Consider the following 12,063-nt stretch of genomic DNA (forward strand, 5'->3'; position numbering starts at 1 on the left):
CCGGTTACGGGTGGTCGCCGAAACAGAGGCAGCCGCCGATCTGGGCCGCAACCTCCAGCTGGTCGTAGAAGAGCCGATGACTGAGGATCAGCCCGTTCTCCACCGTGGAGAAGCTGCACGAGCGCAGGAGAATGGACCGCCCGGTGCCCTCGAGGACGTCCCCACCCGGGAAGAGCAGCGGTCCCTTGTGCGTGCCGCTGATCGTGAACTCCGCCGCCACGGTGTCTCCGAACATGGTCACCGACTGCGGCGTGATCACCATGTTGGGGTACGCCTCCATCCATTGACTGTAGTAGGAGGTGATCTCCTCCCTGTTCTCGGCGACGCCGTCCGGGGACACCAGAACGGCCCGCTCGTCGAAGCACTGCGCCAGGGCGTCGAGGTCATGGCGATTGATGGCCTGTCTCAGCCTGTCGACGGCACGGAGCACTTCGGACATCCGACGTTCCCTTCCCCCGACGAGAGCGGCCGTATGGTGCGCGTGCGCCGTGACCGGCTTGGCGAAGCCCGGACATCGGCGGCATTTTCACGATAACCCAGCTCACGGGCTGGGCCGTGTGAGTCCGTGGCGACTCAGGGCTCGTCGGCAGGGAGGGCGAACATCCGGATGTACAGGGGCCGCGCGCCGGGCGGCGCGTCCTGCGCCCGGTGGCTGTACCTGAGCAGCAGGGCGACGTAGGCGTCGAAGAACTCGGCGAACTCCTCCTTCGTCATCCGGCCGAGACCGCGCGAGCCCTTGGCCCAGTCGGGATCGCGCCGGTAGGCCTCAGGGAAGCGCTCCAGGAGCGCCCGATCCTCCTCGAAGCCGACACGGTGGAACTCCTCCAGCACCGGGCGGTCCTCGGGGGCGAGCTGGGCGGGGGTCGGCGCACGCATGTCGCGCGGGGTCTCGGCCCTGCGCCACCAGCGTTCCCGGCCGCCCGAACGCTCGGGGATCTCCTCGATGAAGCCGTACTTCTCGAGCTGGCGCAGGTGGTAGCTGGTCGTGCCGGTCTTCGCGCCGAGCAGCTCGCCGATCGTCGTGGAGGTGGCGGGCCCGTGGATGTCGAGGTGGCGCAGGATGAGCCGCCGCATGGGGTGGGCCAGCGCCTTGAGGCGGGCCGGATCGTCGAGCAGGAACGGCTCCTCGTCCTTCATGAGGATCACCCTAGTCCTCCAGAACGATATCTGCAGAGAACGCTTTGCCGACATTTATCTGCAGACTAGGTTCGGCGGTATGCGTCGAATCGCCCTGGCCATCGGCCTCGTTCTCACCCTGACGTCGGCCCCGACAGCGGCCTCCGCAGCGGCCGCATCCGCCCCGCCGTCCCCCGCGGGCGCGGTGGCCGTTCCCGCCGACCTGACCGGAAGAGAGGTGAGCTTCTCCGGCGGCGGCCGCCTCACCCTGCACGGCACCGTGCTGTCGCCGGTGAAGGCGGCACCCGGGCGGCCCGGCATGGTGCTCGTGCACGGGGCGGGCACCGGCACGCCGCGCGCCAAGCTCATGGGCGAAGCCGTCGAGTTCGCCCGCGAAGGCATGTCCGTGCTCGTCTACGACAAGAGATCGGAGGGCTACTCGACCTTCCACCGGTCCTACTCGACGCTCGCGGACGACGCGCTGGGCGCGGTGGCCGCGCTGCGGTCGCAGCCGGGCGTGGACCCGGCGAAGGTGGGCGTCTGGGGGCTCAGCGAGGGCGGCTGGGTCGCGCCCCTCGCGGCCTCCCGCTCGCGGGACGTCGCGTTCGTCGTGGTCGTCGGCGCCAACGCGCTCACGCCGCTGCGGCAGCAGACCTGGGCCGTCGCCGCGGGCCTGCGCAAGGCGGGGGTGGCGGGGTCGCTGGTGGACCGGGCCGAGCCGGCCCTGTACCGGACGATCGCCGACGGCGGAATGTTCCCCGAGCCCTGGTACGACCCCGAGCCGACCCTCGCCGCGGTGCGGCAGCCGGTGCTCGCCGTCTGGGGAGTCCACGACCTGCTGACGCCGCCCGAGGAGACCCCGCCGATCTTCGCGCGGGCGCTGGAGAAGGGCGGCAACCGGCACTACACGTTCCGGTTCTTCCCCGGGGCGGACCACGCCGCCCACCTCACGCCCGACGGCGGCGTCACCCGGCTTCCCGCCCTCGCTCCCGGGTACGCCGACCTCGTCGGCTCCTGGGTCCGCGAGGTCGTCTCGGGGCGGCCGCCGCTGGCGAGCATCTCGGGCCCCGCGCCCGAGCAGGCGACGCCGACCGTGCCGGTGGACCGTCCGGCGCCGTGGGAGTCGGCCCCGGTGCAGCTGGCCGTGATGCTGCTGCTGATCGCCGCGTTCGCCGCCTACCCGGTGACCGCCCTCGCCCGCCGGCTGCGCGGGCGGGCCCCTACGGCTCTGCCGGCCGCGCCGCGCGTGCTCGCCGCCGCGGGGACGGCCGCGGTGCTCGGGGGATTCGCCTACCTGTTCTACCTGCTCATGACCGGGGGCAAGCTGGCCGCGCCGGGGCCGGTGCTGCTCGGGCGTCCGGTCGTCTGGCTGGCCCTGCAGGCCCTGGCGCTGACCGCGGTGGCCGCCTCCGTACGGACCGTGTGGGCGTGGCGGCGGGCCGGGACGAGGGGCGAGCGGGTCCGGCTCGGGCTCCTGCTCGCCGGCGGCGCCCTGTTCCTCCCGTGGTCCCTCTACTGGGGACTGCTGCTCGTGTGAGCGGGGGTCCGGCCGAGGCGGGCGAGGATCCGGTCGAAGCGGGAGGCCTCCGGAGGGGCGGGCACGCTCGGCGCGAACGCGGCGCCCGGCCGCTCGCGAAACTCGCCGTCCGGCACCGCCAGGGCGATCGGCCAGGCGGCCTCGGCCAGGGCCGGGTCGGGGTCGTAGGCGATCCCCAGCGTGCGGGCGACGTCCCACCCGTGGACCAGGTAGTCGATGAAGTGGAAGCCGATGGCCTGCACGGCCGGGAACGGCGCGTCCACCCCCACGTCGGGAAGGACGAACCCGCGATCGAGCACCCCCTCGGCAGCGAACGCGGCGGTGACGCGCTCGGCCGCCGCGGCGTAGGCCCACACGGGGTCGGGACCATGCCGCTCCCGCCACGCGTCGAGGTCGGTGCCGCGGCCCTCCGCCGCGGCGGCGAAGCCGAGGTGCTGGGCGGTCATGTGCGCGAGCAGGTCGGCCAGGGTCCAGCCCGAGCAGGGCGTCGGGCGCTCCAGGTCGCCGGGGCGCACCTCGGCGACCACCTCGACGCTCGCCTGCACGGCCCGCCGGTCCAGTTCCCGGATGTCCATCTCTCCTCCAAAATCGTAAGCGATTGCAGACAATATGCTTCTGCTTATCTTCTGTCAATGTCTAAGCTGTGGGGCATGCCCGACCGCCCCGATCTCGCCGCGATGGCGGCCCCCCTGACCCGGGCGCTGATGGCCGCCGAGACGCCGATCCTGCGGGAGCACGGCCTGTCGATGTGGGCGTACGCCGTGCTTCTGGGCCTGGACGAGCGGCCGGTGCGCACGCAGGCCGCGCTGGCGGAGTCGATCGGCGCGGACAAGACACGCATCATCCGCGTCCTGGACGACCTGCAGCGCAGAGGGCTGATCGAGCGGAGCCCCGACCCCGCCGACCGCCGTGTCCGGCTCCTGTCCATCACGCCCGAGGGCCGCCGCCTGCGGGACGCGGCTCAGGCGGGCATCCGGCGGATGGAGGAACGGCTGCTGTCGCGGCTGTCCGGCGACGACAGGGAGGCGTTCGTGCGGGTGCTGCGGGTCCTGTCGGCCCTGCCCGCGCAGGAGTACCGGTAAATCCGGTTGATCCATGAGCGCACCGATGCCTATGGTGTGCGCCCATGTCTTCTCAGTTGACCCGTCTGGTCGATCCGCACACCGGCGCCTCCAGCCGCCGTCTGGCCTGGCTGGCCTCCCGGCCTGACGGCGCACCCGCGGGATCGGCGTACCTGCGCCTGTTCACCGCCCCGGGCGACGAGGATCTCGCCGAGCTCGATCTGCACGTCCACCCGGCCGAGCGCCGCGCCGGGGTGGGGTCGCGCCTGCTCGACGCGGCCCTGGCGGCGGCGCGTGAGGAGGGCCGGCGGCGCGTCACCGCCGAGGCGGAGGCCGGCGGCCCCGGAGAGGCGTTCCTGGCCGCGCGGGGGTTCCGCCCGGCGCTGGGCCTGACGTTCACCCGCCTGGCGCCGGCCGATGTGGACCCCGCCGTCCTCGCCGCGGCCCTCGCGGAGCCGCATCCGGGATATCGGCTGGTCTCCTGGGAGGGCGTCGTCCCGGACGAACTGGCCGAGACGTTCGCCGCGTCCCGCCGTGCCATGGACGACATGCCGATGGACGGCCTCGACTACAGGCCCGCGCCGTGGGACGTCGCCCGGGTCAGGGCCGCCGCCGACGCGGTCGCCCGGCGCGGCGAGCTCCTGCACACCGTCGCGGCGATCGACGAGGCCGCCGGGACGATCGCAGGCTTCACCGAGCTGGTGGTCCCCGGCGACGGCACGGGCGACGGGCAGCACTACGGCACCGGCGTCCTCCCCGAGCACCGCGGGCGCGGCCTCGGCCGCTGGATGAAGGCCGAGATGATCCGGCTGGTCCGGGAGCGCCACCCCGGCCTCGGCGGACTGCTCGCCGACACCGCCGACGGCAACACCTACATGCGGGCCATCAACGACGCGTTCGGCTACGTGCCGACGCACCGGACCGTCCGCTATCGGCTCGACCTCTAGGTCGTTCTGACTTGGGTGGCAGACTGGGAAGGAAGCCGACCGAAGAGGAGGTCGAGATGACCACCGAATCGGCAGAACGGGTCTCGTGGCCGGGCCGCTACTTTGAGGACTTCTCAGTGGGCGACGTTTACCGGCATCCGCTGGGGCGAACGGTGACCGCCACGGACAACGTATGGCAGGCCCTCCTGACCCAGAACACCATGCCGGTGCACTTCGATGCGCACTATGCGGCCCAGACCGAGTTCGGCCGGCGACTGGTGGACTCGACGTTCACGTTGGCTCTGGTCACCGGTCAGAGCGTCACGGACGTCTCGCAACACGTGATGGCGAACCTCGGTTGGGACAAGGTGCGGTTGCCGAACCCGGTGTTCGAGGGCGACACGATCTACTCGCAGTCGGAGGTGCTGTCCGTCCGGGAGTCGCGCTCGCGCCACAACGTGGGCATCGTGACGGTCCGCACCATCGGCTTCAACCAGCGTGGTGAGATCGTCATCATCTTCGAGCGCACCATGATGATCTACCGACGGGGGTACGGGCCCGACGTGACCACCGTGCGGCCGGTGTGGGACGAGCGAGCACAGCGGGCGGTGCAGGGGCCATGAGAGCCGGATCGTGGCTCTTCACGCCTGGTGACCGCCCCGATCGGTTCGGCACGGCGGCGCGACAGCGGCCGCGGTCCACCAGGAGGTGTCATGAACGCACCGACCGACGTGCTGGACCTGGTATGAGACGGCGCGGACCTGATCGTGCCGACCCACAACGGCGAACCGCACGCTGTGATCGATGCTCTTGAGGCCCACGCCGACCGGTTGACCGGTGTTCGGATCCATCAGATGGATCCCGTCCGCGAACGCTCCTATATCAACGGCAAATACCCGGGGCAGCTGACCCATGTCAGCTACTACCTGGGGCCGGGATGCCGGCAGGCGTACTGGAACGGCACGTGTGAGCTCGTCCCGGCGCACTTCAGCGAGGTGCCCCTGCTGCTCCGCGAGTACACCCGGCACTCCCTGGTCCTGGCCGCGTCGACCATGCCCGACGAGCACGGCTACTTCAGCCTGGGCACCAATGCCGACTACGTGGCCGCGTTCATCGGTGAGGTGCCGTTCTTCCTGGAGGCCAACCCGCGAATGCCGCGCACTTTCGGACAGAACCAGATCCACGTCAGCCAGGTCGCCGGCTGGTGCGTCGCCGACTACCCTCTGCAGGAGACGATGCCGGCCGTACCCGACGATCGGGACACGCGCATCGCGGAACTGGTCGCCGAGCGCGTGCCGAACGGGGCATGCCTGCAGATCGGCGTCGGCCGCATCCCCAACGCGCTGCTGGCCGAGCTGGCGGGGCACCGCGATCTGGGCGTGCACACCGAGGCGATGTCCGACGGCGTCATGCACCTGGCGGAACAAGGCGTCGTCACCGGCGCGCGCAAGAAGCACCAACGCAACAAGAATGTCGCCACCTTCTGCATCGGCACCCGGAGTTTCTTCGACTGGCTCGACGGCAACGCGTCGGTGGCCATGCTGCCGGTCAACTGGGTCAACGACCCACGAGTGGTGGCCCGCGAACCCGCCATGATGTCGATCAACGCCACCAGTGAGATCGACCTCATGGGCCAGGCGGCCAGCGAGACCATCGCGGGTCGTTACTGGTCGGGCTCGGGAGGGCAGGCCGACTTCGCCCGCGGCGCCATGTACTCCGACGGCGGGCAGGCGTTCCTTGTCACCCACGCCGCCACCAGCGACGGCACCAGCAGAATCAAGGTCCAGCTCGGCCGCGCCACCCCGGTCACCACGTTGAAGAACACCATCGACCACGTCGTCACCGAGTACGGCATCGCGGAGCTGAGGGGCCGCAGCATCTCCCAGCGTGCGGCCGCGCTGATCGCCATAGCGCACCCCGATCACCGCGACCGGCTCACCTATGAGGCCCGCCACGCCGGGTTGTTGCACTGAACGCGTCCACAGTGAGGGAGTGGACCGGGCATGAACGATATCGCCATTCACGACAGCGACGCCGCCCACCAGCGGCTGTCCGCGGAGGTGCGCGAACTCTGCGGGCGTTTCGGCGACGTGTACTGGCGCGCCCGCGACCGCGAGCGGGCCTATCCGGAGGAGTTCGTACGCGCCCTCACCGAGGCCGGGTACCTGTCGGTCCTCATCCCGAAGGAGTACGGCGGGCTGGGGATGGGGGTCACTGAGGGAAGCATCATCCTGCAGGAAATCAACCGTTCCGGCGGGCACTCTGCCGCCTGCCACGCCCAGATGTACACCATGGCACCGTTGCTGCGGCACGGCAGCGAGGAGCAGAGACGGCGCTATCTGCCCGAGATCGCGGCCGGCAGGCTGCGGCTGCAGGCATTCTCCATCACCGAGCCCGAGGCCGGATCCAACACCACCCGGATCCAGACCATGGCGGTGCGCGACGGCGAGGACTACGTGGTGACCGGCCACAAGAACTGGACCAGCCGGATCGCCCAGTCGGACCTTCTGATGCTGCTGGCCCGCACTCGTCCGCTGGCGGAGGACCCCGCTGAACGGACCGAGGGCATCAGTCTCCTTCTCGTCGACCTGCGTCAGGTCCGTGAGGAGCAGCCCGCCACGCTGGTCGTCGAACCGGTCCGCACCATGTTCAACTACGCCACCAACCAGGTCTGGTACAAGGGTATGCGGATCCCCGCCGACAGCCTGATCGGCGAGGAGGGGCATGGATTCCGCTACGTCATCGACGGCTGGAACGCCGAACGCATCCTGCTGGCCTCCGAGGCCATCGGCGACGGGTACTGGTTCCTCGACCGGGCGGTCGCGTACGCCAGGGAGCGTGACGTCTTCGGTCACCTCATCTGGGCCGACCAGGGCGTGCAGTTCCCGTTGGCCCGCGCCTACACCCAGGTCGCCGCTGCGGACCAGATGCGCACCCGCGCAGCCGCCCTGTTCGACAGCGGGCAGCACAGCGGAGCTGAGGCGAACACGGCCAAGTTCCTGGCGAGTGAGGCCAGCTGGCAGGCGGCCAACGTCTGCCTGGACATCCACGGCGGCAACGGGTTCGTGGACACCTGGGACGTCGAGCGGAAGTTCCGCGAGACCCGCCTCTACCAGGTCGCCCCTGTCAACAACAACCTGGTCTTGGCCTTCATCGGACAGCATGTCCTCGGACTGCCCCGCTCCTACTGAACGATCATGATCGTCGCAAAGGGGCACTGGCTAGCGACTCGTGAAGCCGCGCCCGAGCGGCGGGCCGAGCCGCAGCTGGAGCGCGGGATAGCGGGGCGCGTCGAACCCGAAGGACTGATACAGCTCGATCCCGTACGCCGTGGCGCTGAGGTCGATCGTCCGGACCTCGGTCTCGGTGCGATACCAGGCGAGCAGCGCGTCGAGGCAGGCGCGCGCGAGGCCGAGCCGGCGGCGCCGCCGGTCGGTGCAGATGTTGAAGACGTGGCCGTGCAGGCCGCTCGGGTTCGTCGGCCCCGGCGCGTGGGGGTCGCAGGTGCCCGCCGCGCAGCTCACCACGCCGAGCTCCGGGTCGTCCACCACGAACACGGCGAAGTCCCCCGGATCGCTCAGTCGCCGGGTGAACCACGCCTCGGCCGCCGCCCGCCAGGGCGCGCTCTCGTCCCCGACCTCCGCCCCCATGTCCTCCAGCATCACGGCGCGCAGGCGGACGAGGGCCGCGGCGTCGGCCGCTCCCGCCCGGCGGACCACGGTCCCCGAGATCGTCATGGTCACCATTGTGGCCGCGCCCGCAGGCGGGCGCGCGCCCCCGATCAGGCCGTGGCGGAAGCGTTCTCCGCGGCCGCCACGACGTCCTTCAGCCGGCCCATCGCGTGGTAGGTGCCGAACACGTCCATGTAGTCGCGCGTCTCGACGATCTCGCCGTTCCGCACGCGCAGGGTCAGCAGGCCCGTGGCCCGGAACGGCCGGCCGTCCGGTTCGACCGTGCCGGTGCCCTCCCACTCTCCGGTGACGACCTCGGGATCGGCCGCCTCGTGGACGACGACGTCGTGGATCTCGGTGAGCCGCACGGGGCTCGCGCCCCACGTGGCGCGGTAGAGGGCGCGGATCTCCTCGCGCCCCTCAAGCCGGGCGGGGAACAGCGGCGCCCGGAACGGGAACGTGTGAAGGGCGTCGGCGGCGTAGAGGTCGGCCAGGTCGTCGGCCGACCTGTCGACCATCGCCCGGTGAAAGCGGGCCAGGACCTCGCGCGGGGTGAGCTGCATCCGTTCGCTCCGATCAGTGGAAAAGCGCTTCGCTCAACAGATGTTGACTCAACGACTGTAGAGCGAACGGGCCGATGCGGTCAACGCCGGTAGAGTCGTCACGTGGAGGGGACGCCGACGAGCCGGGCAGAGCGCCGGCGCCGCACCGAGGAGCGGATCCTGTCGGCCGCGCGGGCGATCTTCGCCGAGCGCGGCTTCCAGCGCACGACGATCAGGGCCGTGGCGGCGGCCGCGGAGGTCGATCCGGCCCTGGTCATGCAGTACTTCGGGTCGAAGCAGGAGCTGTTCGAGCAGGCCGTGCGGATCCCGTCGATCCCGCCGCTGGACGGCGAGCTGGCGCCGGTCGAGGAACTGCTGGGCAGGATCGGCATGAAGATGGGGCCGCTGCCGCAGGCGACGCTGGCGATGATGCGCTCCATGCTCACCCACCCCGACGCCGCCGAGGAGGTGCGCGGCAAGCTCGACGGCCAGGTGGCGCAACTGGCGGACGCGATCGGCTCCGGCGACGCGGAACTGCGGGCGGCCCTGATGGTCAGCACGATGCTGGGCGTGACGATCGCCCACCAGCTGCTCGGCCTCACGGCCCTGCACGGCGCCTCCCCCGAACGGATCGCCGAGACGCTCCGCCCGTCCCTGCGTGCCCTCGCCGAGGGCTGAGCGGGCCTGCGTACGGCATGACCGCAGGTGGGGCGCCTGCTGAGAATCCGGTGACCCCTGTGATTAGAGCGATCGGCCGGGGGCAGTGCCGCTTCCATGGTCATCTCGGCTTCCCCCGGCGCTCGGCGAAGTGAGCGGGGGCTCTGTTCGGCCTGCGTGCGTGAGCTGTTCGACCGGGCCGGCCGCAGGTATTCGTATCCGCTCGTCTGCTGTGACGACTGCCGCCCGCCCGCAGCCGGGGCGCCCTCCGCCGTCCTGTGCGAGGACTGCGGACGGGAGAGCCGGGATCCGGACGTCCGCAGGTCCAGGTCGGTCGCGACGGGCTGTACGGCCTGCGGCCCCGCCCTCCGGTGGGGGGCGATCACGGGTGCGGACGCCCTGACGGCGGCCGTCGCGGCGATCGAGGCCGGGGGAGTGGCCGGCGTGCGCGACCTGTTCGCCGACCAGGTCGTCTGCGACGCCAGGTCCGAGCAGGCGCTGGCCCGCATGGACGGCGCGTCCGGGCCGGTCCGCGTGCTCGTCAGGAATGTCTCGATGGCCCGGGAGGTGGCGAACCTGTCCGCTCCCGAGATCCGCGCGCTGGTCGAGCGTGCCGAGCCCGCCACGCTGGTGCGGCTGTGCGAGCCGGTGCTTCCCCGGGCCGTACGGCGCGCGACGCCCGACGCCGACCTGTTCCTGCCGCGCACCCCGCTGCAGTATCTGCTCACCGCACGTCTGGACGGCCCGCTGGCCGTGTGGGACCGGTCGGGCGAGCGGTCGGACGAGTGGCCGTGCGACGGAACGCTGACCGTGAGCGGGCCGGCGTGCGCAGGACGTCAGACGTGGACGACGGGGTTGCCGGCCCGCCTGGCCCTGGGCGGGGCCTCCTCCTCGTTCGTCAGGAGGGAACCGGCCGCACGCCCGGCGCCGTCGCCCATCAGCGCCCCCTGAACGCACCGGCACGCGAGGGGGGAGCGGGCCCTGCCCGCTCCCCCCTGTGCCGCGTGTGATCCGATCAGGCGTTGGCGCAGATGGCGTAGACGCTGATGCCGACCGTGTTGTAGTAGTTCTGCCGGCCGAGCGCGATCCATCCGGTGCCGTCCGGGGTGGGGAAGCTGCCCACGAGGACCGCGTCGTTGCCCTGCGCCTCGCCGCCGCCGCCCACGGCGCGCTTGCCCGCGGGGCAGTACACGGTGCGCCGGGTGAAGTTCGGCACGTTCGCGTTGGGCAGCGTCACGACCTGGTAGCCGTCGACGACGGCGCGGGACGTGGTCTGCGGGCCCGCGTCGGCCAGCGCGGCCGCGCCCGCGCCGGTGACCGTGAGCCCGGTGAGGACCAGCGCGCCCGTCGTGATTGCGTGAACAAATCGCACGTAAAAGCTCCGTTGTGTCGGAAATGACCGGATTTCGAACCGAAGAATCGGGTGTGAAAGGCGCCAACGCCGTCCCCGTCGGTTCCGAGGCCACCTCTACCCTTGATCGTCTTCCGTCACACTTCGCAATGGTGTATTTACTCCTCGTATTGAATGCGCCGACGTCGGCATGACACAAGGTCACGCCCGTCCATGCGGGCCCGGCGCGGCGCAGGGGGCGGCCGTTCCCCCGTGGGTACGTTCCTGCTCGGGAGGATCGCCATGAGAAAGATCGTCGCTGTCGCCGTGCTCGCTGCGATGACCATGCTCGGCACGGTCGCCGCAGTCGCGTCGGTGGCCGCCGGGACCGGCGGCCACCCGAGGACCGGCCCGTGGGCCGGGAGCCCGCCGCAGGCGCCCGCGCCGCCGAAAGGAGGCGTGAAGCGGCAGGAGGTGAGCCAGAAGCAGTACGACATCCTCGTCGGCCAATGCCGCTACCAGAAGACGTCGGAGGCGCGGCACCGCTGCCGCACGCAGGTGCGGGAGCAGTACGAGGTGGGCGCGTTCAACCCGAACCTCGACTGCCGCACGTACTCCGGGGTCAGCGTCTGCGGTGTGCTCGAACTCAGCGCCGCGCAGCGCTCCTGCGTCGAGGAGTCGGTGGGCGGCGGGCTGACCCGCCGGCGGGCCGAGGTGGAGTGCTACGCCTTCCGCTGAGGCCGCGGTTTTCGGCGAAATCTCTGGTCCAACCTAAATATTTGGCCAAACCGCAACTTTCCGTGATCTACCCTGCGGGGGTGGACGCCAACAGTCAGGGTGCCGCCGAACTCCTGGAAGCGTTGATGCGAACGGCGGCGCGATTCAGCGAGATGGGGCGGTCCGTCTCCCGCGACTTCTTCCCCCACGTCCGCGCCGAGCCCGTCTCCGACCTCGCCGGGCCCGCCGTACGGCTCGGCGCCGCGCTGGTGCTCCCGGGGCACGACCTCGTGTTCGAGACCGCCGTCGCGGTCGGCGAGGAGACGTTCAGCGTGCGGGGCGGCCTCGTGCTGGACGGCGAGGAGGAGATCCTGGTCCTGCCGCCGGTCGAGACCGCCGACGCGATGGCGTGCGCGGCCCTGCTGGACCGGTACGCCGACGAGCTCACCGCACCGGCTCGCTGGCACGTGCAGCGGCTGGTCGAGTCCTGCGAGGCGGACTCCTGA

Annotated in this window: 16 protein-coding genes; 10 read left to right on the forward strand and 6 right to left on the reverse strand. The window is 71.2% G+C overall.

The genetic code is table 11. The features are described 5' to 3' along the window. Nucleotides 1–4: 4 nt before the first annotated feature. Together ABZ860_RS02925 and ABZ860_RS02930 are read right to left on the reverse strand one after the other, a co-directional pair. Nucleotides 5–439, reverse strand: a complete 435-nt coding sequence (locus ABZ860_RS02925; protein ID WP_357214143.1) for a nuclear transport factor 2 family protein — start codon at nucleotides 437–439, stop codon at nucleotides 5–7. 134 nt (nucleotides 440–573) lie between these two features. Beyond that, nucleotides 574–1,137, reverse strand: a complete 564-nt coding sequence (locus tag ABZ860_RS02930; protein WP_357214145.1) for a helix-turn-helix domain-containing protein — start codon at nucleotides 1,135–1,137, stop codon at nucleotides 574–576. A 79-nt stretch (nucleotides 1,138–1,216) separates the two neighbouring features. Between ABZ860_RS02930 and ABZ860_RS02935 the strand changes: the two genes are divergently transcribed. Continuing rightward, nucleotides 1,217–2,653: a prolyl oligopeptidase family serine peptidase gene (locus tag ABZ860_RS02935; RefSeq protein WP_357214147.1), complete on the forward strand. Its 1,437-nt coding sequence runs from the start codon at nucleotides 1,217–1,219 to the stop codon at nucleotides 2,651–2,653. On the opposite strand, the gene ABZ860_RS02940 is transcribed toward ABZ860_RS02935, so the two are convergent. Continuing rightward, nucleotides 2,629–3,228, reverse strand: a complete 600-nt coding sequence (locus ABZ860_RS02940; RefSeq protein ID WP_357214149.1) for a TIGR03086 family metal-binding protein — start codon at nucleotides 3,226–3,228, stop codon at nucleotides 2,629–2,631. The genes ABZ860_RS02935 and ABZ860_RS02940 overlap by 25 nt on opposite strands. A 57-nt stretch (nucleotides 3,229–3,285) precedes the next feature. Here ABZ860_RS02940 and ABZ860_RS02945 point away from each other — a divergent pair, with 57 nt between their 5' ends. The 5 genes from ABZ860_RS02945 to ABZ860_RS02965 all read left to right on the forward strand — a co-directional run bounded on the left by ABZ860_RS02945 (nucleotide 3,286) and on the right by ABZ860_RS02965 (nucleotide 7,831). Then, complete coding sequence (locus tag ABZ860_RS02945) at nucleotides 3,286–3,735, forward strand: MarR family transcriptional regulator (RefSeq protein WP_357214152.1); 450 nt, start codon at nucleotides 3,286–3,288, stop codon at nucleotides 3,733–3,735. Nucleotides 3,736–3,779: 44 nt separating this feature from the next. Then, nucleotides 3,780–4,661: a GNAT family N-acetyltransferase gene (locus ABZ860_RS02950; protein ID WP_357214155.1), complete on the forward strand. Its 882-nt coding sequence runs from the start codon at nucleotides 3,780–3,782 to the stop codon at nucleotides 4,659–4,661. 56 nt (nucleotides 4,662–4,717) lie between these two features. Then, entirely contained in the window at nucleotides 4,718–5,263 is a 546-nt protein-coding gene (locus tag ABZ860_RS02955) for a MaoC family dehydratase (RefSeq protein WP_357214158.1), read from the forward strand. A 231-nt stretch (nucleotides 5,264–5,494) separates the two neighbouring features. Then, nucleotides 5,495–6,613, forward strand: coding sequence for an acetyl-CoA hydrolase/transferase C-terminal domain-containing protein (locus tag ABZ860_RS02960; RefSeq protein WP_357214160.1), 1,119 nt, complete (start codon nucleotides 5,495–5,497; stop codon nucleotides 6,611–6,613). A 30-nt stretch (nucleotides 6,614–6,643) separates the two neighbouring features. Beyond that, nucleotides 6,644–7,831, forward strand: a complete 1,188-nt coding sequence (locus ABZ860_RS02965) for an acyl-CoA dehydrogenase family protein (protein WP_357214162.1) — start codon at nucleotides 6,644–6,646, stop codon at nucleotides 7,829–7,831. 30 nt (nucleotides 7,832–7,861) lie between these two features. Here ABZ860_RS02965 and ABZ860_RS02970 read toward each other — a convergent pair whose 3' ends face one another. Together ABZ860_RS02970 and ABZ860_RS02975 are read right to left on the reverse strand one after the other, a co-directional pair. After that, entirely contained in the window at nucleotides 7,862–8,377 is a 516-nt protein-coding gene (locus ABZ860_RS02970) for a GNAT family N-acetyltransferase (RefSeq protein ID WP_357214164.1), read from the reverse strand. A gap of 44 nt (nucleotides 8,378–8,421) precedes the next feature. Next, a complete protein-coding gene (locus ABZ860_RS02975; protein ID WP_357214166.1) occupies nucleotides 8,422–8,874 on the reverse strand; it encodes a nuclear transport factor 2 family protein in 453 nt (150 codons plus the stop codon). Nucleotides 8,875–8,976: 102 nt separating this feature from the next. On the opposite strand from ABZ860_RS02975, the gene ABZ860_RS02980 reads away from it, so the two are divergent. Together ABZ860_RS02980 and ABZ860_RS02985 are read left to right on the forward strand one after the other, a co-directional pair. Beyond that, entirely contained in the window at nucleotides 8,977–9,531 is a 555-nt protein-coding gene (locus ABZ860_RS02980; protein WP_357214169.1) for a TetR family transcriptional regulator, read from the forward strand. A gap of 96 nt (nucleotides 9,532–9,627) precedes the next feature. Further along, a complete protein-coding gene (locus tag ABZ860_RS02985) occupies nucleotides 9,628–10,461 on the forward strand; it encodes a hypothetical protein (RefSeq protein ID WP_357214171.1) in 834 nt (277 codons plus the stop codon). A 64-nt stretch (nucleotides 10,462–10,525) separates the two neighbouring features. Here the strand turns inward: ABZ860_RS02985 and ABZ860_RS02990 are convergent, their stop codons facing one another. After that, nucleotides 10,526–10,882, reverse strand: a complete 357-nt coding sequence (locus tag ABZ860_RS02990; RefSeq protein ID WP_357214174.1) for a hypothetical protein — start codon at nucleotides 10,880–10,882, stop codon at nucleotides 10,526–10,528. Between the two features lie 261 nt (nucleotides 10,883–11,143). On the opposite strand from ABZ860_RS02990, the gene ABZ860_RS02995 reads away from it, so the two are divergent. Next, nucleotides 11,144–11,578, forward strand: a complete 435-nt coding sequence (locus ABZ860_RS02995; protein ID WP_357214177.1) for a hypothetical protein — start codon at nucleotides 11,144–11,146, stop codon at nucleotides 11,576–11,578. Nucleotides 11,579–11,658: 80 nt separating this feature from the next. Continuing rightward, nucleotides 11,659–12,063 (forward strand): hypothetical protein, encoded by a 405-nt coding sequence (locus tag ABZ860_RS03000; protein ID WP_357214180.1) that lies wholly within the window; start codon nucleotides 11,659–11,661, stop codon nucleotides 12,061–12,063.

Source organism: Microbispora sp. NPDC046973 (assembly GCF_040644495.1).
In the GTDB taxonomy this organism is placed as follows: domain Bacteria; phylum Actinomycetota; class Actinomycetes; order Streptosporangiales; family Streptosporangiaceae; genus Microbispora.

What these genes read in the sequence shown, in the direction of transcription:
- ABZ860_RS02925 (WP_357214143.1), bottom strand. Translation starts at nt 439, where the DNA reads ATGTCCGAAGTGCTCCGTGCCGTCGACAGGCTGAGACAGGCCATCAAT.
- ABZ860_RS02930 (WP_357214145.1), bottom strand. Translation starts at nt 1,137, where the DNA reads ATGAAGGACGAGGAGCCGTTCCTGCTCGACGATCCGGCCCGCCTCAAG.
- ABZ860_RS02935 (WP_357214147.1), top strand. Translation starts at nt 1,217, where the DNA reads ATGCGTCGAATCGCCCTGGCCATCGGCCTCGTTCTCACCCTGACGTCG.
- ABZ860_RS02940 (WP_357214149.1), bottom strand. Translation starts at nt 3,228, where the DNA reads ATGGACATCCGGGAACTGGACCGGCGGGCCGTGCAGGCGAGCGTCGAG.
- ABZ860_RS02945 (WP_357214152.1), top strand. Translation starts at nt 3,286, where the DNA reads ATGTCTAAGCTGTGGGGCATGCCCGACCGCCCCGATCTCGCCGCGATG.
- ABZ860_RS02950 (WP_357214155.1), top strand. Translation starts at nt 3,780, where the DNA reads ATGTCTTCTCAGTTGACCCGTCTGGTCGATCCGCACACCGGCGCCTCC.
- ABZ860_RS02955 (WP_357214158.1), top strand. Translation starts at nt 4,718, where the DNA reads ATGACCACCGAATCGGCAGAACGGGTCTCGTGGCCGGGCCGCTACTTT.
- ABZ860_RS02960 (WP_357214160.1), top strand. Translation starts at nt 5,495, where the DNA reads ATGGATCCCGTCCGCGAACGCTCCTATATCAACGGCAAATACCCGGGG.
- ABZ860_RS02965 (WP_357214162.1), top strand. Translation starts at nt 6,644, where the DNA reads ATGAACGATATCGCCATTCACGACAGCGACGCCGCCCACCAGCGGCTG.
- ABZ860_RS02970 (WP_357214164.1), bottom strand. Translation starts at nt 8,377, where the DNA reads ATGACGATCTCGGGGACCGTGGTCCGCCGGGCGGGAGCGGCCGACGCC.
- ABZ860_RS02975 (WP_357214166.1), bottom strand. Translation starts at nt 8,874, where the DNA reads ATGCAGCTCACCCCGCGCGAGGTCCTGGCCCGCTTTCACCGGGCGATG.
- ABZ860_RS02985 (WP_357214171.1), top strand. Translation starts at nt 9,628, where the DNA reads ATGGTCATCTCGGCTTCCCCCGGCGCTCGGCGAAGTGAGCGGGGGCTC.
- ABZ860_RS02995 (WP_357214177.1), top strand. Translation starts at nt 11,144, where the DNA reads ATGAGAAAGATCGTCGCTGTCGCCGTGCTCGCTGCGATGACCATGCTC.